Genomic DNA, 18,533 nt, shown 5'->3' with positions numbered 1-18,533 from the left:
AGGAGCGGCCGGTCACCGGGTCGGTCGGCGCCGACTCCCGCCCGTGCCGGTCGACGGCGGTCACGGTGTACGTGTGCGACGAACCGAAGGCCACGTTCATCATCGTTGACGTGGTGCTGGTGCGGGCGACCACCTCTCCGCCCTCGTACACCCGGAAGGAGTGGATCCGTGGCCCGGTGGGCGGTTGCTGCCAGGTCAGGTTGATCGCGACGCCGTTGGTGCTGGCCCACAGCGTGGTCGGGGTCGTCGGGCCGGCCGGTCCGCCGTACCGCGCGGCGGCGGGGGATGCGCCGAGCAGGACGACGGCGACGAGTGCGACGCTGGTCAGCGCGGCGGCACCGCCGCGCCAGCGGGATGGGGTACGCACGGCTGTCCCTCCAATGACACCGACCGGCCATCGACTTCAATCGATCACATCTAGGAAACTGGCGCATCGACGCCATGTCAAGCGCGGGTGGACTGCACTGGCAGACATCGCCGCAACTCTCACCCGTCACGGAACGACCGCCCTGCCCGGATTTCCGACTGATTTCCGCCATCTGACAACGAACCGAGCCCGGCGGAGGTATTTTTGGGCGTCGATCCCTCTCGGTAGGAGTGTCCACCCCGCGACCGTCGGCACCACGGCGGTCGCCACACTCCTACCCCCTTCGGGAGGAAATCGTGTCCACGCGTCTGACGCAACGCGTACGCAGATCCACGCTCGCACTGATCGGCACGGCCACGCTGGCGCTGCTGCTGCCGGTCACCTCGGCCACAGCGGCGGCGCTGGACCGCTCGACCGACCGCAGCGCCGCTGCCGCGCCCGTTGACGTCTACCTGATGGACCATCCGTCGGACGTCGGGATTCAACCGCACGGGCTGAACACGATCTGGGCGAGCCCTGACATCAAGGTCTGCCCCACCGCCGTCGAGTGCGCGACCAGCCAGAACCCGATCGTCGGGCAGACCAACTACATCTTCATCAAGCTACGCAACCCCGGACCGTACGGTTCCGGCGGCATGGAGCAGGGTGAGATTCACGTCTACCGGACCACGCCGGGCGGTGGCGCGACCTGGCCCACCCACTGGACCGAGATCGGCTGGATGTCGGTGCCGGTCTACGCCGGTGTCACCACCGTCACCATCCCCTGGAACGGTGTCCCCGGTCCGGGACACTTCTGTCTGCTCGCCCGCTGGGTCTCCCCCAACGACCCGATGACCATCGAAGGTCCGAGCAACAGTGTGAACACCCGGCAGAACAACAACATCGCGTGGCGCAACGTCGACTCGGTGGCGCTGTCGGCCAACGGGCAGACCGAGGTCCGGCCGTTCGCGATCGGCAACGTCCTGCGGGAGCCGACCCGCAACAGCGTGGTCTTCAGCGCGGAAGGTGCACCACTGCAGGCCGCCGGTGGGCGACTGGTGGTGGATCTCGGGCCGACGTTGTTCGCCCGCTGGGTCGATGGCGGCATGGCCGGCAAGGGCATCCGGGAGGCGGGCCGTAACCGGGTCGAGATCGTCGAACCGGGCCAGGCCAGTCTGGACAACCTGATGCTCCGGGGCAACGAGCGGCTGACCATGCGACTGCTGTTCACCGCCACCAACTTGGTTAAGAAGCCGATCGCCGTACTGGTGACGCAGTTCGGCCCGGACGTCGACGGCTCCGACCGGGCCGACCTGGGTGGTGTGCGCTACGACGTGACCGTCAGCAAGCAGGACCGTTAGCCACCTCGCAGGGCAGGGACGGAGGTGGCGTCCGGGACCCGTGACCTCCGTCCCGACGAGGTTCCGGATCTGCTGGCTCAGCGAAGACTGACCCAGCAGGTCCGGACCTTGTACGTCGCGGTGCTGGCCCGCAGCTGCACCGGGCCGGTCGGCGGTACGCCCATCGAGAAGAACCCGGCCTCGTCCACCGGCACGTCCTCGTACTGCCCGCCAGCGGACCGGGCACTGAGCCGGCCCGGCGCGGCCGGAGAGAGCTGCCCCACCACCCCGCTCGCGGTGACCTCGACGGCGAGGACCACCGGACCGGACCGGAAGGTCAGGGTCCGGTCGGTGCCGCCGGACCGGGTCGACCCGACTGGCTCCAGGTCACAGGCCGAGTCGAAGGTCAACTCGGCGACCGCCAGCTCGGCGTCGACGGTCCGCCAGCTGAACGCGGCCAGTGCCGCGGCCAGAAAGTGCTCCGGCACCGGTCCGGAGTCGCGCAGGGCGGCACCCAGCTCGATCAGCAGCTCGTCGTCACTGTTTGGTGGCCACTGCCGCATCACGTTCACCTCCGTTCCCCTGCTGCTCTCCGGGCGGGCCAATCCTGACGTACGGGGCGAGGGCTGGGCAGTTGCGCAGCTTCGCCAGGCATCGGGCCTGGGTCGGGCCGACACTTCCAGTGGGCATGCCGAGTCGCTCGCCAATCTCACGGTAGCTGGCCGGCGGGTCGGCGACGAGTAGCGTGAGTAGTTCCCGGCAGCGCGGCGGCAACTCGGCGAGCGCGTCGCGCAGCGCCTGGCACCGCTCGTCCCGGAGCAGATCCTCGTCAGGGGTCGTCGGGTCGACCAGCCGGAAGACACCGATATGCGCGTCGGTCGACTCGTCGTACGGGTCGAACGGCTGCGTACGCCGGCCGAGCCGCAGCATTCGGTGACACTCCCGTCGGGTGGTGGTCACCAGCCACGCGGGCAGAGCATGTGCCTCACGCAGCCGGCCGAGGTGCTCGACCAGCCGCAGCCAGACGGTCTGGTTGACGTCGGCGGCGTCGGCGTGGTCGAGCCCGTAGCTGCGGATCACCGCCGCTACCAGCGGGCCGTACCGGTGGACCAGTGCAGCCCAGGCGGTCTCGTCGCCGTCGGCGGCAGCGGAAACCAAGTCGGGGACGGTAGCCGGCGCTGGGTCGGGAGCCGGCGCTGGGTCCGGGCTACTCATCCGACCAGCACGCCGTAGTCGGGGTGCCAGGCCGGGCCGGCGGTCAGCACCGCCGCGGCGGCCGCCGCGTCCAGCCCGGTGCCGGTCATCAGGGCGGCGAGCCGACCGGACACGTGGCCGGTGGCGAAGGAGGTGCCGGCCCAGGCGGCGAAGCCGTCGAAGTGCAGCACCGGCTGGCCGGGCAGGACCATCTCCCCGTCGACGTACGTGCTGGTGCGGTCGCCGTACGCGCTGGCGTCCACCCACGAGCCGTAACCGCTGTAGTCGGCCGGCACCGGGACGCCGTCGGTCGCGTCGGTCGCGTCGAGGGCGGCGACGGCCAGCACCCCGGGCAGCGCCGCCGGCCAGGACGGGCGGCTGGTGCCGGCGTTGCCGGCGGCGGCGACCACCGCCGTCGTCTTGGGCAGCGCGGCGACGGCGTTGGCCAGCGGCAACGGCGGCTGGTCGTGCTGCGTGAAGTAGCCGAGGGAGAGGTTGATGACCGACACCTGCTGGCCGAGCCGGCCGATCGCGGCGATCAGGCTCTCCTCGTCGCCGATGCCGTTGGCGTCCAGTGCGGACTCCGGGTCGACCCGTACGCCGGGGGCGGCCTGCCGTACGACACCGGCGACGAAGGTGCCGTGCCCGCCCTGCAGGGCCAGTTGGGTGCCGCCGAGGTACAGCGGGTCCTCGTCGTCGGGCTCCGGCAGATAGCTGCGGCCGAGCCAGTCCGGGTGCACGTCGCCGGCCAGCCGCCAGATGCCGGTGTCGCAGACGCCGACCGTGACGTCGGCCCCTTCACCGAGGCGGGCCGGGTCCGGCGGTGGCAGCGCTGCCGCTACCCGTGGTGGCCCGCCGGGGTTGCCCATGATGTTGCCGAAGCCGAGCAGGACGTGGTGCGGCTGCACCTGCGGGGCCCGCCCGCCGGGCCACTGGCGCGGGTCGCGGAGCTGGTCGACCACGGCGGGGACGTCGGTCTCCCGGTCGAAGCGCAGCCGGCGGACCTGAGCGAAGCCGTCGTCCTCGGTGACCTGGTGGCCGTCGGCGCGCAGCCGGGCCGTCACCCGCTCGACATCGGTTGGGGCGACCAGAAGTTGCCGGGGGCGGTAGAGGAACTCCTTGCCGGCTGCCGCGGTGTACCGCCGAACCGCCGGCTGGGCGGCCAGGATCTCCAGGAACGCCCGTTGGTAGCTCTGGTCGAGGGACCGGTCGTCGGGTCCGGGTGTGCCGGCCCAGCCGACCGGGTGCGACCAGCTGGTCGCCGGACCGAGGGGCAGCAGCGCGGCGGCCAGCGCGGACCACCCCATCAGCTGCCGGCGGGAGACCTGCCCGGGGAGACCCGGCACGGGGTGACGGTGGTCGGACGACACCTGACCCTCCAAGCGGGTGGGAGATGGGGCCGGCACCACGAGGGCGACCACAGAAGGTTACGGGACCGACACGATTATTTCAAAGGATAGTTATGTGTCAATTAAATGACTGGCGTCCGGGCGCCGGCGTTGACCCGGAGTGCACGGGTGGGGAATTCTCTGTCTCGTGACCGAACGCACCGATTCCGGTGTCGACCTGGCACAGCGGGCCCTGGACACCGTCCAGCGCTACCCACACGAGGCCATCTCGATCGCCCACCGGGTGCTCGCCGACGCGCCGGACGCCCGCACCCGGTCCACTGCGGAACGCGCCATCGGCCTGGCGTTACGTGAGCTCAACGACCTGACCGGCGCAGCACGTCACCTGCGCCGGGCGGTGCGGGCCGGGGACGACGCCCGGCTTCGAGCACTGGCCCGGATGAGCCTCGGCTACGTCCTGGCCAGCGCCGGCCGGACCACCGCCGCGCTGCGGGTCGTCACCCTGGCCCTGCCGCAGCTGACCGGCGCCGACGCCGGCCGGGCCCGGATGCAGCGCGGCGTGGTGCTGCACTACCGGGGCCGGTTCGACGAGGCGGTCCGCGACTACGACCAAGCGGTGGAGATCGCCCGCCGCGAAGGCGACCTGCTGCTGGAGGCGCGCGCCCGCAACAACCGAGGGCTGCTCAACGCCCACCTGAACGCCCACCTCGATGCCGACACCGACGACGATCTGAACCGCGCCGCGGCCATCTTCAGTCAGCTCGGGCTGGACCTGGCCGCCGCCGACGCCCGGTGGAACAGCGGCATCGCCACCGGACAACGCGGCGACGTGGCCGGCGCGCTGCACTGCTTCGCCGACGTCGACAACGAATACCGCCGGCTCGCGGTGCCCCGCCCCGCGCTGCTGCTGGACCGCTTCGAGCTGCTGCTGTCCGTACCGCTGATCGACGAGGCGGTCACGGTGGCCGAGACCGCCGTGACCGAGCTGCGCCGGCTCGGGATGGCCTCCGACCTGGCCGAGGCGCTGCTCGCCCAGGCACGGGCCGCGCTGCTCGCCGGCGACCTGGCCACCGCGGCCGACACCGCCGGGGCGGCGCGTAGCCGGTTCCGACGGCAGGGCCGGCGGGCCTGGGCAGTCCTCGCCCGGCACGTCGAGCTGCGGGCCGGGTACGCCCGGGGCGCTCGGTCCCCTGCGCTGCTCGCCGCGATGATCCGTACCGCCGACCAGCTCGACGCCACCGGCTGGCCCGGACCGGCGCTGACCAGCAGGATCGAGGCCGCCCGGCTGGCCAGCACGCTGGGCCGGCACAGCCGGGCGGTCGACCTGCTGGAGGTCGCCGCTGACGCCCGGCGGCGGGGCACCGCGCCCCGCCGGGCGCAGGGGTGGTATGCCCTGGCGTTGCGCCACCGGTTGGCCGGCGACGAGTCCGGGGCGGCCCGTGCGCTACGCCACGGTCTAGCGGTACTCGATGGGCACCGCGCCTCGCTCGGCGCGACCGAGCTGCGGGCCAACAGCGGGACGTACGGTAAGGAGCTGGCCGCCGAAGGCCTGGACATCGCCATCCAGCGGGGCGCACCGGCGCAGGTGTTCACCTGGGCGGAACGGTGGCGGGCCAACGCGCTACGGATGCGGCGGGTCTCACCGCCACCGGATCCGGACCTGGCCACCGCGCTGACCGAGCTGCGGATGGTCAGCGCCGCACTCGAGGACGCGTTGTTGGCCGGCAACCCGGTACAGACGCTACGCGGCAGTCAGGCCCGGCTGGAGCAGCGGATCCGGGAGCTGGCCCGAGGGGTCAACGGTGGCGGCGAACTGCTCGCGCCGCCCGGGGTCGCCGACCTCGCCGGGGCGCTCGGTGCCGCCGTACTGCTGGAACTGGTGGCGCACGGCGAGCGGCTGCTCGCGGTGCTGGTCCGCGACGGCCGGCCGACGCTGCACGATCTCGGGTCACTGACCGACACGGTACGGGTGGCCCGGCTGCACCGGTTCGGTCTGCGTCGGCTGGTCACCACCGGCGACAGTGCCGACGCCCAGGCCGGGGTACGGCACACGGCCGGCGCGTTGGACCGGCAGCTGTTCGATCCGGTACGCGACCTGATCGCCGACCGACCGCTGGTGATCGTGCCGATCGGCGAGCTGCACGCCGTACCGTGGTCGGGTCTGCCGACCTGTGCGGGCCGGGCGGTGACGGTGGCCCCGTCGGCGACAGCGTGGCTGCGGGCCACCGGCCGACGCACCGGCGGGGCGGACCCGCAGCGGGCCGGCGGACCGGCGGCCGGGGTGCAGCGGGCCGGCGGACCGGCGGTCCTGGTGGCCGGGCCGCGACTGCCGGCTGCCGAGACCGAGGTACGGCAGCTCGGTGCGGTGCTGCCCGGCTCCCGCGTGCTCACCAGGGCCGCCGCCACCGCCGACGCGGTAACCGGGGCGCTCAACGGCGCTGGGCTGGCGCACATCGCCGCGCACGGGCGCTTCCGGGCGGACAACCCGCTGTTCTCTACGCTGGAGCTGGCTGACGGACCGTTGACCGCGTACGAACTGGAGCGGATCATCAGTCCGCCCGGTTGCGTGGTGTTGTCGGCCTGTGATTCCGGGCTGGCCGGGATCCGCCCCGGCGACGAGGTGATGGGCTTCACTGCGGTGCTGCTGGCGCTGGGCGCCCGCTGTCTGATCGCGACGGTGCTGCCGGTGCCGGGCGAGCTGACCACCGCGCTGATGCTGGAGTTGCACCGCGAGATGCTGGCCGGGCATGCTCCGGCGGTGGCGCTGGCCCGGGCACAGCGGGCGTTCGCCGCGGACCCGGACGGTGCGGTCGGGGCCCGGCATGCGACGGCCGCCGCGTTCGTCTGCTTCGGCGCCGGTTGAGCCCAGGTGCCGTCGGCCGCTCCGCCGTTGGCGTTGTCGAGGGGCCGCAGAATTCGCCTGCCACCGTACCGGACCTCCGGTTAGCTGACGAGCGACGGCGCTGGCCGACCCCGCCGGTCTCACCCAGCCCGCCACTGACCGGTGAACGCCGCCAGCGGACACAGATCGTGCAGTAACGGGTACGCAGCCGACTCTTGACACGTGGTGGTCACGGGGCCGTAACCTGATGACCAATTGATTCAATAGTGAATAGATATCCAGAGGGTGACGATGGACACGATCCTGTCGGTGGACCAGGGCACCACCAACACGAAGGCGTTGCTCGTCGACGGCTCCGGGACGGTCCTCGGCCGGGCGTCGGCCCCCGCAGGCGTCACCTTCCCCCGCCCGGGCTGGGTCGAACAGGACGCCGAGGAGCTGTGGCGCAGCGTTCTGACCGCGGTTCGGGACTGCCTCGACGCCGCAGGCGGCCAGACCCCCACCGCGGTCGCCGTGTCCAGCCAGCGGGAGTCCGTCGTCGGGTGGGACCGCCGCACCGGCCGGCCGATCGGCCCGGTGCTCAGCTGGCAGGACGCCCGAGCGGACGACAAGTGCCGGCAGCTGATCGCCGCCGGGCTGGCCGACACCGTACGCCAGCGGACCGGACTGCCGTTGGACCCGATGTTCTCCGCACCCAAGATGGCCTGGCTGCTGGCGGCGGCAGGTATGACTCAACCCGGCACGGCGCAGCAGGCCGGGATCGCCGTGGGCACGGTCGACGCCTGGCTCGTCTGGAACCTCACCGGTGGAGCTGTGTTCGCCTGCGAGGCCGGCAACGCTTCCCGAACGCTGCTGTACGACCTCACGACGCTGGACTGGGACACGGACCTACTGACCGCGTTCGGCGTACCCCGCGCGGTTCTGCCCCCCGTGCGAGCCTCCGACGCGGGCTTCGGGGTCACCGCCGACCTCGGCGTACTGCCGGCGAAGCTGCCAGTCGCCGCAGTGCTGGCCGACTCGCACGCCGCGCTGTACCAGCACGGTTGTCACCTGCCCGGTACGGCGAAGGCCACCTACGGCACTGGGACCTCGGTGATGGCGGCGGTCGCGCGCCCCGACGTCCCGGCCACCGGGGTGGCCACAACACTGGCCTGGCTGACCAGCAAGCCGACCTATGCCCGGGAAGGCAACATCATCGCGTCCGGAGCCGCGCTTGCCTGGATGGCCCGTACTCTCGGCCTGCCCGACGTGGGGCAACTGGAGAAGGTCGCCGACGCGGTCGACGACGCCGGCGGTGTGCACTTCGTACCGGCGTTCTCCGGTCTCGGCGCCCCGTACTGGGACCGGTCCGCGACCGGCATCCTGACCGGAATCACCGGCGGCACGGACCGGGCGCATTTGGCGATGGCTGCCCTGGAGAGTGTCGCTCACCAGGTGACCGACGTACTCGAGGCGATCGAGGTCGACTCGTCCGCGATCGACGTGCTGCACACCGACGGTGCCGCCACCGCCAGCGGTCGACTCATGCGGTTGCAGGCCGACCTGCTGGGCCGGTCGATTCGGGTGGCGGACGCGGTGGACGCGTCCGCGCTGGGCGCGGCGACTCTCGCCCGGCAGTCGCTCGGCCTGACCGATGCCGACACGGCGGTGTCCGCAGGCATGCTCGTCGAGCCCACCATGGCGGCCGAGGCCCGGACCCGGTGCCGAACCGAGTGGGCCGCAGCCGTTGCGCGGTCCAGGGTCGGTCTGGTGTCTGACCTGCCGGACGTCGGCGACTGACGACCGGACGAGCCGCGACCCGTCCGCGACAACCCCGACGAGAGGAGCACCTTCGCGATGACGCAGACAACCCGACAATCCGCCGTAGCGTTGCTACGCCGTCCTTCGGTGATCGGCGGTACGTGCCTGGTGGCGCTGCTGATCGCGATCGTGTCCACCACCAAGGTGGTCGATGCGGAGGAAGCCGCCGTCGCAGGTGCGGCACAGCAGTTCAACGCCTCCGAGTACGCCGCACAGCGCTACGACTCAGAGGTGGTGCCCGCCATCGAACAGAACGCGGTCGACATCACCCAGCTGCTGGAGGCAGTCACCGCCGACCCGGCGGCGGCCGGACAGGAGTACGGGCACCGCGACGGCCCGAACGCCCGCTATGCCTTCGCCGTCTCCGGCACCGGCGTGGCCGGACCAGTCGCGGGCACCCTGCTGCCACTGCAGATCGACGGGGTGCCCGCAGGGGTGCAGGTGAGTTTGCAGATCGGGCCGGCGATCAACGGCACCGCCCTTCGCGACGCCGTCGGCTTCATCACCTTCGACCAGTTCCTCAATCAGTTGGAGTACGCCGACGCCGCCACCGAGCTGAACAACCAGGTGAAGGCGAAGGTGCTGGCGGGGTTCGACGCCGAGGCCGCAGCCGGCAAACAGGTGTCGTTCGTGGGTGCGTTCACCTACGGCAGCAACCCGAAGCTGATCCAGGTCACGCCGGTCGAGCTGGCGGCGGCACCGTGAACACCGCCGGTCCGGTGGTGATGCGCACCCGTGCGGTCAGCAAGGTGTACGGCGGCACCCACGCGCTCACCGAGGTCGATTTCAGCATCCGTACCGGCGCCGTCACCGCCCTGTTCGGTGAGAACGGCGCCGGCAAGTCGACCTTGATGAAGATCCTGGCCGGGGTGGAGACGCCGTCGAGCGGGGTGATCGAGATGGACGGCACGCCGGTGACGTTCCGGTCGGCCGCTGACGCCGTCCGGCACGGCGTCGCGATCATCCACCAGGAGCTCAACCTGTGCCCGAACCTCAGCGTGACCGACAACCTGTTCCTCGGGCGTGAGCGCACCGGGCGCGGGGGTCTGCTCGACTCTCGAGGGCAACGGCGGATCACAGCGGCCCTGCTGGACCGGCTGGAGGAGCCGATCGACCCGGACACCCTGGTCGGTGACCTGCGTCTGGGTCAGCAGCAGATCGTCGAGATCGCGCGTGCGATCTCGCTCGACACCCGGGTTCTGATCATGGACGAACCGACTTCCGCGCTGAGCGCTTCCGAGGTCGAGGTGCTGTTCCGGGTCATCCGCGAGCTGACCGGCAACGGTGTGGCGATCGTGTACATCTCCCACCACTTGGAGGAGGCATTGGAGATCGCCGACGATGTCGCCGTACTGCGCGACGGGACGCTCATCGCCACCGACGACGCCGCCAACGTCGACCTGAACTGGATCGTCGCGAACATGGTCGGTCGCAGCCCGGACGACCTGTACCCGAAGCTGACGACATCCGCGGGCGAGCCGCTGCTGCAGATCCGCGGGTTGAGCGTCGTGGACGCGACCAACCCGGCTCGCCTCGCCGTCGACAGTCTGGACCTGACCGTGCACGCCGGCGAGGTGGTCTGTCTGTACGGCCTGATGGGCGCTGGCCGTACCGAACTTCTGGAGGCGCTAGCCGGCCGGCTTCCGCTGCACGCTGGATCGGTCGCGGTAGCCGGCCGGGACGTCGCCTCGGCGGGCATCGCCGAGCGAATCAGCCTGGGGCTCGTACTGGTTCCTGAGGATCGTCAACGGGACGGCCTGGTGCAGACCATGTCGGTCGGCGAGAACCTGACACTGGCGGCGATCCGGCGGCTCCGGCTCGGGCCGCTCATCGCCCGGGCGAAGGAGGCCAGCGCGGTCGGCCGAACGATTGCCAGTGTCACGGTGAAGGCCGCTGGTGCCGGTGTAGCGATCACTTCGCTGTCCGGCGGCAACCAGCAGAAGGTGGTGATCGGAAAGGCGCTGCTGACCGAGCCGCAGGTGCTGCTGCTGGACGAACCGACGCGGGGTATCGACGTCGGCGCCAAGGCGGACATCTTCACCCTGATGGCGGACCAGGCCCGGCAGGGTGTCGCGGTGCTGTTCGCCACCTCGGAGCTGGGTGAGGCGCTGAACGCCGCCACCCGGGTGGTGGTGATGTACCGCGGTCGGGTGGTGCAGATCCTGGACCCGGCGACCACCAGCAAGGAGCAGCTCATGGCGGCCTCCGGCGAGGCCGAGCCGCCGCCACCGTCGAATGGAGCGACCGTATGACCAGCATCCGCACCAGCGAGCCGGCCACCGCCACGGCCGGCGAACGCCGGCCGACGGTGCGATCGGGACCGACCTGGACCCGCCGGCTGGGCGACGCCGCCCTGGAGCTGCGGGCGTTCATCGCCCTCGCCGTCATCGTGGTCATCTTCGCTTCGCTGTCCGACACCTACCTGACCAGCAGCAACCTGATCACGATGACCCGCCATGTGGCGATCAACGCCATTCTCGCGCTGGGCATGCTGTTAGTCATCCTCACCGGCGGCATCGATCTGTCTGTCGGCTCGATCGTGGGGCTGTCCGGCATCGTCGCCGGGGTGCTGCTGCAGGGCTGGGAGATCAATTCCTTCGACGTCGTCCTGTACCCGCAGGTGTGGGCGGTGATCGTCATCTCCCTCGCGGTCGGGATGCTAGTCGGCGCGGTCAACGGGCTGCTAGTCGCACGATTCAACCTGGCCCCGTTCATCGCCACCCTCGGCATGCTGTACGTGGCGCGCGGGATCGCCATGCTGATCTCGGACGGCGCCACGTTCCCCCGGCTCGAGGGCAGCCCGGAACTAGGCAACACCGGTTTCGGCTTCCTTGGCCGCGGCCGACTGCTCGGTATTCCCACCTCGATCTGGATCATGGTGCTGCTGGCCCTGCTCGCGATGGTGCTGATCCGTCGGATGCCGTTCGGGCGCTGGTTGTACAGCGTCGGCGGCAACGAGCGGGCGGCCGAGCTGTCCGGCGTACCGATCCGCAAGGTCAAAATGTGGGTCTACATGCTGTCCGGATTCTGCGCCGCCATGGTCGGTCTGATCATCGCCTCGGAGCTGACCTCGGCCGCGCCACAGTCCGGGGAGACCTTCGAACTCAACGCGATCGCCGCCGTGGTGATCGGCGGTGCGTCTCTGGCCGGCGGGCGGGGCACGGTCCGTGGCGCGTTGGTCGGTGCGTTCGTGATCGGTTTTCTCTCCGACGGTCTCGTGATGGTCGGAGTCTCGACGTTCTGGCAGATCGTGATCAAGGGAGCGGTGATCATCCTCGCCGTGCTGCTCGATCAGGGCCAGCAACGGCTCAAACGCTCCACTGCAGCTACGGCGGCGAGACAGGCATCCCCGTAGCCGTCCCCATCCCCCACAATTTTCCAACTGAGGAGGCAGCACCGATGTTCCGTTCTCCCGTACTGCGAGCGACCGCGCTGCTGGTCGCCGGGACGCTCGCTCTGGCGGCGTGCGGCACCGACGACGGCACCGCACCGGCCACCGACGGTTCGCCCGACTCGGCCGGCGGCCTGATCGCCGTCATCACCCCGTCGCACGACAACCCGTTCTTCAAGGCAGAGGCCGACGCGGCGGTGGCCAAGGCCGAGTCGCTCGGCTACGAGACAACGTCGACGTCGCACGACGACGACCCCAACAAGCAGTCCGAGCTGATCGATTCGGCGATCAGCGCTGGGGCCAAAGCGATCATCCTCGACAACGCCGGCGCCGACGCGTCGATCGGCCCGATCCGTAAGGCGGTCGAGGCCGATGTCAAGGTCTTCCTCATCGACCGGGAGATCAACGAGACCGGCCTGGCCACTGCGCAGATCGTGGCGAACAACTCACAGGGTGCCGCGCTGGTCGCCGAGGAGTTCGTCCGGGCGATGGACGGTAGCGGCGGTTACGTCGAGCTGACCGGCAAGGCCTCCGACACCAACGCCGGAGTTCGTTCCAGCGCCTACTCGGGTGTGATCTCGCAGTACCCGGACATGCAGCTGGTCGCCCAGGAGACGGCGAACTGGGACCAGCAGGAGGCGTTCACCAAGACGGAGACGATTCTGCAGACGAACCCGGACATCAAGGGCATTATTGCGGGTAACGACACGATGGCACTGGGCGCACTGGCCGCGGTCAAGGCCGCCGGCCTGGGCGACGACATCGTCATCGCCGGCTTCGATGGCAGCCCGGACGCGGTGGCCGCGATCAAGGCCGGCGAGTTGCTCGCGACCGGCCTGCAGCCGGCCGTGCTGATCGCCAAAACCGCGGTGGAACAGGCCGACGAGGTGATTCGCACCGGTACCGCCAGCCAGCCCGAAAAGCAGTCCATCGACTGCGCCCTGATCACCGCGGACAACGCCGACTCGTACACCTTGTTCGCGCTGGAGTGACGTACGCCGCCCGGTAGGGGCGCTGGGAAGCTTTGCGCCCCTACCGGGCTCTGGTAACCTTCTAATGAATCGGATTTCGGAGTTGAATAGATATGCCTAGTGAGCCGAGGTTCGGTGCCGGACTGTGGCACTTCGCCAGTTACGTCGACCGCTACGCGGTGGACGGCTACGCCCCCGCTGTCACCACCCTGGAAGCAATAGCCCGGGCGGGCGAGGTCGGTGAGCTGTCCGTGGTCGATCTGAACTACCCGTTCACTGCGGGAGTCGGTCTGTCTGAGGTGAAGGACGCGCTTGCCGAGGCCGGCCTGGCTGCCATCGGCATCACGCCGGAGATCTACCTGCGCAGGTTCAGCAAGGGTGCCTTCACCAACCCGGACCCGGCGGTGCGGTCCGCCGCGCTCGACCTGATGCACGAGGCAGCCGGAGTCGTCCGCGAGCTCGGCGCCGACTACGTCAAGATATGGCCCGGTCAGGACGGCTGGGACTACCCGTTCCAGGTGGACCACCGGCAGCTCTGGGCACTGGCCGTCGACGGCATGCGCGAGCTCGCTGGCGCTCATCCCGACCTGAAGTTCGCCATCGAGTACAAGCCGCGCGAGCCCCGGGTGCACATGACCTGGGACTCCGCCGCCCGTTCGCTGCTGGGCATCCAGCAGATCGGCTTGGACAACGTCGGGGTCCTGCTCGACTTCGGTCACTCACTGTATGGCGGAGAGTCGCCCGCCGACGCCGCTCAGCTGCTCATCGACCACGGCCGGCTCTACGGGATGGACGTCAACGACAACCTCCGCGGCTGGGACGACGACCTGGTCGTCGGCACCGTCCACCTCACCGAGATCTTCGAGTTCTTCTACACCCTGCGAGTGAACAACTGGGAAGGCGTCTGGCAGCTCGACCAGTTCCCGTTCCGGGAGGACAGCATCGAGGCGGCCCGGCTGTCGATCCGCTTCCTCAAAGCGGTGCACCGAGGTCTGGATCTGCTCGACGTTCAGGCGCTACGCGAGGCACAGCACCGCCAGGACGCACTCACCGCACAACGCCTGGTGCAGGACGCCCTGCTGCGATCAATGGCAGTGGACCGATGAACGCGGCACCGGTCGCTGCCCCCGACACCCCGGCGCTGCCGGTTCTCGGTCGGATCGGCCCCGAGGCCGGCCGGGAAGCGATCATCGCGCACATCCGGGAGGGAGCCCGGCTCATCCGGCGGCGCGACATCAGCATGATCAACGCGGCCGGGCTGGGGCATGTCGGTGGCGAATTCAGTGTCATCGACATCCTGGCCACCCTCTATCTGCACGTGCTGGAGATCTCCGCAGACCATTTAGATGATCCGGAGCGAGATCGGCTCATCCTGTCCAAAGGTCACGCGGCCGGCGCACTCTACGCCACGCTGGCCGCCGCCGGTCTGCTCGACCCGGTCGCCCTGGACACATTCCTGCAGCCGCTGTCGAAGCTCAACGGACATCCCGACCGGACCAAGGTCCGCGGTGTCGAGGCCAACACCGGCCCGCTCGGGCACGGACTGCCGATCGCGGTCGGCACCGCCCTGGCCGGCAAGCTCGACGGTTCCCGTCGACGCACCTTCGTCGTCCTCGGCGACGGCGAGTTGCAGGAGGGCTCCAACTGGGAGGCGATGATGGCCGCCGCACACCACCGGTTGGAGCGCCTCACCGCGATTGTCGACCGCAACCGGCTGCAGCAGGGTGCCCGGGTCGCTGACACCAACGAGCTGGAGCCACTCGCGGACAAGATCCGTGCCTTCGGTTGGCAGCCGGTCGAGGTAGACGGACACGACCACGGCGCGCTGCTCGACGTGCTCACCCGCGCCCCGGCCGACGGCAAACCCACGTTCGTGATCGCCCACACGGTGAAGGGCCATCCGATCACCTTCATGAGCGACGAGGTCGCCTGGCACCACAAGGTCCCCGACGCCGACCAGGTTGCCACCGCCCTCGCTGAGTTGGAGACAGAGTGAGCACCTTGACGACCGATCAGGTCCTGCACGACTGCCGCGACGCCTACGCGGCGACCCTCGTCGAGCTCGCAGCAACCGATCCCCGGATCGTCGCGGTGGTCAACGACTCGGTGGGTTCCAGCAAGCTGAGCGAGTTCAGCAGCAGATTTCCTGACCGGCTGATCAACGTCGGCATCGCCGAGCAGGACATGGTGGGCGTTGCCGCCGGCCTGGCCAACGGCGGGAAGATCCCGTTCGTCTCGGCCGCCTCGTGTTTCCTCACCGCCCGCGCGCTCGAGCAGATCAAGGTCGACGCCGCGTACTCCAACCACAACCTGAACCTGTGCGGGATGAGCCCGGGCATGGCGTACGGCGAACTGGGACCCACCCACCACTCGATCGAGGACCTGGCCTGGCTCCGTGCCATACCCAATCTCACGGTCATCGTGCCCAGCGACCCCGCCGAGACCGGACAGGCGGTCCGCTGGGCGGCCGGACATCCCGGGCCGGTCTTCATCCGGGTCAGTCGGATGGGAGTCGCTGCGGTCAACGCCGAGAACTACCGCTTCGTGGCCGGGCAGGCGGTCCGGCTCCGCGAAGGAACCGACCTCACAATCATCGCCAACGGAACCGTCGTGGCCGCGGCGATGGAGGCCGCCGGGCTGCTGAGTCGACTTGACATCGAGGCGCGGGTGCTGTCGATGCCGACCGTGAAGCCGCTCGACGTCAACGCCGTCGTCGCGGCGGCTCGGGACACCGGCGCGATCGTCACCGTTGAAGAGGCGCTGACCACGGGTGGTCTGGGCGGAGCGGTCGCGGAGACCGTTGTGCAGCACCATCCGGTTCCGGTCAGGTTCGTCGGCGTCCCCGGCGTATTCGCGCCCACCGGTTCGGCCCGATGGCTGCTGGATCACTTCGGGATCTCTCCCACCGGCATCGTGGACGCGGCCCACCGGGCGCTTCGACGCTGACCCACACGGGGTTCCGAGTAGGCCGTGCTGCGCGTGCGCCTGCCGACCGGAAGGCGGGCGCTACGATCGGCAGGGATCGGCCAACCGGCTCTCGGGCAAGTGCCAGAGGGCAGCCACCAAGCCGCAGCTGAGGAGGACGTCGTCGGCACGAAACCACGAGCGGCATACAGCGACGACCAGGTTCGGCTTGTCGCGAAGGTCGCCCGCATGTACCACGAACGGAACATGCGGCAGACCAGCATCGCCGATGAGTTGCACATCTCGCAGGCACGTGTGTCCAGGCTGCTCAAACGAGCTACTGAGATTGGCATCGTCCGGACGATCGTGTCGCTGCCGGCCGGTGTCCACACCGACTTGGAGGAGGCCATCGAGCAGCAGTACGACCTACATGAGGCCGTGGTGGTCGATGCCTCGAGCGTGGATGACCTGCTCCCAGCTCTGGGCGCGGCGGCAGCCGACTACCTGGAGACCACCCTCACCGGCGGTGACCGGGTCGGTATCTCCTCGTGGAGCGCGACTCTGCTGGCCGCCGTCGAACGGATGCGTCCGTCCCGCGCCCGCGTCGTTGATCAGGTTGTCCAGATCGTCGGTGGCGTCGGGAATCCTCGCGTGCAGGTACGCGCAAACCTGCTGATGAGCCGATTCGCGGCGATGACCGGAGCCGAGCCACTCTTCATGCCGGCGCCGGCGATGCTCGGCACCGAGGCTGCTCGCGAGGCGTTGTTGCGGGATCCCACCGTCGCGGAAGTGCTGCAGACCTGGCCGAAGCTGACGATGGCACTGGTCGGCATCGGCAGCCTCGAGCCCTCGCCGCTGCTACTCGAGAGCGGCAACGCCCTCGCGGAGCCTGACCAGGCGGCCCTACGCGCTGGCGGTGCCGTAGGGGATGTCTGTCTGCGGTTCTACGACGCCGTAGGTCAGGCCGTGCACACCCCGCTCGGCAACCGAATCCTTGGCATCAGTCCCACAGAGTTGCAGACGATTCCTCGGCGGGTCGCCGTCGCTGGCGGGCGGAACAAGCTCGCCGCCATCCGCGGCGCGCTGCTCGGCAAGCACGTCAATGTGCTCATCACCGATCTCACGGTCGCCCAACTCCTGGTTGACACCCCAGATCGACCTACTTCCCGGTAGCTCATCCGATTTTGTTTCGCCGAGGCCAGCGAAACTGGTAAGTCTGGCAGGTCGACAAGATTGCCTACTTCCGCAGTCAACCGATGTCGCACCCTCGTCGAGTAGGTATTCATAACCGACTTTCCTTGCAGCGCCCGACCTCTACTGGCATGATGAGGTGTGGACAACACGCGCTGGGAGCCCAGAAGCGCTGATGTTCCGTGGCCGAGGGCAACGGCGACGGACGCACCCATTCCTCGACGACGTAGCTGAGGGCAAAGGCCAGCAGTAGCACGCCGGCCACCCGGCGAGAAGCAGGCCCACGCCCTCAGCTACGCCCATCCCGGCGTCGCGCGGTCACCGCAACGACGCTCGCTGTCGCATGCGCAGCGCTCGCTGGAAAGCGTCAGCCCGGCCGGGCACTTCACAAACACCGACGCCAATCAAGGCGAAACAGCGCACCCAACGGGCAGAGAATAGATATTCAGCGACGACTACCCTTGCAACTGCGATTCCTGTCTGCGACGATGACTGTCGATATGGCGTTCGGGAGACCGGAGGTTCTGCTCATTCTGTGGCCGAGGGCAACGGCCGCAAAAGCTTTCGTCCTTCATACCCGCAGCTGGTGCGGCAGCCGGCGACATGTCCGTTCACCTTCTGGCAGCAATGCGCTCGGCTCAGGTCCAGCTGCGCTATTCGCCGCCCATCGTCCTGATTAGGGCAGCAGAGAGGAAGCCCGATGAGGCTTGCCAAACACAGGAGATTTCGACTGTCCGGACTCCGACGTAGCGCCCTTGCCGCGACTGCGCTCGTCGTTGCTTCCGGCGCAACAGTCGCCGTCGCCACTCAAGCCAACGCCGCAGCCGGTTGCCGGGTCGACTACAACATCACCAGCCAATGGTCCGGCGGCTTCGGCGCAACCATCGACATCACGAACCTCGGCGACCCGATTTCGGGCTGGACCCTACAGTTCGCCTTCCCCGCAGGCCAGACAATCACTCAGCTCTGGAACGGCTCGGTCAGCCAGTCCGGCAGCAACGTGACCGTCAGAAACGCCTCGTACAACGGCAACATTCCCACCAACGGCACCGTCAGCCCAGGGTTCAACGGAGCCTGGACCAACAACAACCCGGAGCCCACCTCGTTCACCCTGAACGGCACCGTCTGCACCGGCTCCACCACCCCAACCACAGCACCACCAACCACAGCACCACCAACCACAGCACCACCAACCACAGCACCAC

General features: G+C 69.4%; 16 protein-coding genes. 12 read left to right on the top strand and 4 right to left on the bottom strand.

What is annotated here, in order from left to right; translation table 11 throughout:
- Window positions 1-367: hypothetical protein (locus ACFHWT_RS29925; protein ID WP_416598003.1), on the bottom strand; the 367-nt coding region annotated here is incomplete at its 3' end.
- 296 nt (window positions 368-663) lie between these two features.
- Here ACFHWT_RS29925 and ACFHWT_RS29920 point away from each other — a divergent pair.
- A complete protein-coding gene (locus tag ACFHWT_RS29920; RefSeq protein WP_416598002.1) occupies window positions 664-1,707 on the top strand; it encodes a hypothetical protein in 1,044 nt (347 codons plus the stop codon).
- A 77-nt stretch (window positions 1,708-1,784) separates the two neighbouring features.
- Here the strand turns inward: ACFHWT_RS29920 and ACFHWT_RS29915 are convergent, their stop codons facing one another.
- Genes ACFHWT_RS29915 through ACFHWT_RS29905 form a run of 3 tightly spaced genes read right to left on the bottom strand, consistent with a single transcriptional unit; the run spans window position 1,785 to window position 4,226 of the window.
- A complete protein-coding gene (locus ACFHWT_RS29915; RefSeq protein ID WP_416598001.1) occupies window positions 1,785-2,249 on the bottom strand; it encodes a hypothetical protein in 465 nt (154 codons plus the stop codon).
- Complete coding sequence (locus ACFHWT_RS29910) at window positions 2,224-2,844, bottom strand: RNA polymerase sigma factor (RefSeq protein WP_416598000.1); 621 nt, start codon at window positions 2,842-2,844, stop codon at window positions 2,224-2,226. Before ACFHWT_RS29910 ends, ACFHWT_RS29915 begins: the two co-directional genes overlap by 26 nt.
- A gap of 53 nt (window positions 2,845-2,897) precedes the next feature.
- Window positions 2,898-4,226 carry a S8 family peptidase gene (locus tag ACFHWT_RS29905; RefSeq protein WP_416597999.1) on the bottom strand — a complete coding sequence of 443 codons (1,329 nt, stop codon included), beginning with the start codon at window positions 4,224-4,226 and terminating at the stop codon, window positions 2,898-2,900.
- Window positions 4,227-4,416: 190 nt separating this feature from the next.
- On the opposite strand from ACFHWT_RS29905, the gene ACFHWT_RS29900 reads away from it, so the two are divergent.
- From ACFHWT_RS29900 to ACFHWT_RS29850, 11 genes are all read left to right on the top strand, one after another.
- Window positions 4,417-7,092: a CHAT domain-containing protein gene (locus ACFHWT_RS29900; protein WP_416597998.1), complete on the top strand. Its 2,676-nt coding sequence runs from the start codon at window positions 4,417-4,419 to the stop codon at window positions 7,090-7,092.
- A gap of 270 nt (window positions 7,093-7,362) precedes the next feature.
- Entirely contained in the window at window positions 7,363-8,850 is a 1,488-nt protein-coding gene (locus ACFHWT_RS29895; protein WP_416597997.1) for an FGGY-family carbohydrate kinase, read from the top strand.
- A gap of 57 nt (window positions 8,851-8,907) precedes the next feature.
- Window positions 8,908-9,576: a DUF2291 family protein gene (locus tag ACFHWT_RS29890; protein ID WP_416597996.1), complete on the top strand. Its 669-nt coding sequence runs from the start codon at window positions 8,908-8,910 to the stop codon at window positions 9,574-9,576.
- On the top strand, window positions 9,573-11,123 hold the full coding sequence (locus ACFHWT_RS29885; protein ID WP_416597995.1) for a sugar ABC transporter ATP-binding protein: 1,551 nt from the start codon (window positions 9,573-9,575) through the stop codon (window positions 11,121-11,123). The genes ACFHWT_RS29890 and ACFHWT_RS29885 overlap by 4 nt, the downstream gene beginning before the upstream one ends.
- The gene (locus tag ACFHWT_RS29880) at window positions 11,120-12,226 is read left to right on the top strand and encodes an ABC transporter permease (protein WP_416597994.1); all 1,107 of its coding nucleotides are present in this window, start codon (window positions 11,120-11,122) and stop codon (window positions 12,224-12,226) included. The genes ACFHWT_RS29885 and ACFHWT_RS29880 overlap by 4 nt, the downstream gene beginning before the upstream one ends.
- 44 nt (window positions 12,227-12,270) lie before the next feature.
- Complete coding sequence (locus ACFHWT_RS29875; RefSeq protein ID WP_416597993.1) at window positions 12,271-13,254, top strand: D-ribose ABC transporter substrate-binding protein; 984 nt, start codon at window positions 12,271-12,273, stop codon at window positions 13,252-13,254.
- A gap of 92 nt (window positions 13,255-13,346) precedes the next feature.
- Entirely contained in the window at window positions 13,347-14,339 is a 993-nt protein-coding gene (locus ACFHWT_RS29870; RefSeq protein WP_282232133.1) for a sugar phosphate isomerase/epimerase family protein, read from the top strand.
- Entirely contained in the window at window positions 14,336-15,229 is an 894-nt protein-coding gene (locus ACFHWT_RS29865) for a transketolase (protein WP_282232134.1), read from the top strand. Before ACFHWT_RS29870 ends, ACFHWT_RS29865 begins: the two co-directional genes overlap by 4 nt.
- Window positions 15,226-16,179, top strand: a complete 954-nt coding sequence (locus ACFHWT_RS29860) for a transketolase family protein (protein ID WP_416597992.1) — start codon at window positions 15,226-15,228, stop codon at window positions 16,177-16,179. The genes ACFHWT_RS29865 and ACFHWT_RS29860 overlap by 4 nt, the downstream gene beginning before the upstream one ends.
- Before the next feature lie 24 nt (window positions 16,180-16,203).
- A complete protein-coding gene (locus ACFHWT_RS29855; RefSeq protein WP_416597991.1) occupies window positions 16,204-17,310 on the top strand; it encodes a sugar-binding transcriptional regulator in 1,107 nt (368 codons plus the stop codon).
- Between the two features lie 718 nt (window positions 17,311-18,028).
- The coding region (locus ACFHWT_RS29850) for a cellulose-binding domain-containing protein (protein WP_416597990.1) at window positions 18,029-18,533 on the top strand (505 nt) is incomplete at its 3' end.

Source organism: Micromonospora sp. LOL_021 (genome assembly GCF_048060215.1).
Taxonomy (GTDB): Bacteria; Actinomycetota; Actinomycetes; order Mycobacteriales; family Micromonosporaceae; genus Micromonospora_E.
The sequence above is the reverse complement of the archived record's forward strand: the minus strand, read 5'-3'. Positions and strand labels throughout refer to the sequence as shown.

What these genes read in the sequence shown, in the direction of transcription:
- ACFHWT_RS29915 (WP_416598001.1), bottom strand. Translation starts at nt 2,249, where the DNA reads ATGCGGCAGTGGCCACCAAACAGTGACGACGAGCTGCTGATCGAGCTG.
- ACFHWT_RS29895 (WP_416597997.1), top strand. Translation starts at nt 7,363, where the DNA reads ATGGACACGATCCTGTCGGTGGACCAGGGCACCACCAACACGAAGGCG.
- ACFHWT_RS29890 (WP_416597996.1), top strand. Translation starts at nt 8,908, where the DNA reads ATGACGCAGACAACCCGACAATCCGCCGTAGCGTTGCTACGCCGTCCT.
- ACFHWT_RS29880 (WP_416597994.1), top strand. Translation starts at nt 11,120, where the DNA reads ATGACCAGCATCCGCACCAGCGAGCCGGCCACCGCCACGGCCGGCGAA.
- ACFHWT_RS29875 (WP_416597993.1), top strand. Translation starts at nt 12,271, where the DNA reads ATGTTCCGTTCTCCCGTACTGCGAGCGACCGCGCTGCTGGTCGCCGGG.
- ACFHWT_RS29870 (WP_282232133.1), top strand. Translation starts at nt 13,347, where the DNA reads ATGCCTAGTGAGCCGAGGTTCGGTGCCGGACTGTGGCACTTCGCCAGT.
- ACFHWT_RS29865 (WP_282232134.1), top strand. Translation starts at nt 14,336, where the DNA reads ATGAACGCGGCACCGGTCGCTGCCCCCGACACCCCGGCGCTGCCGGTT.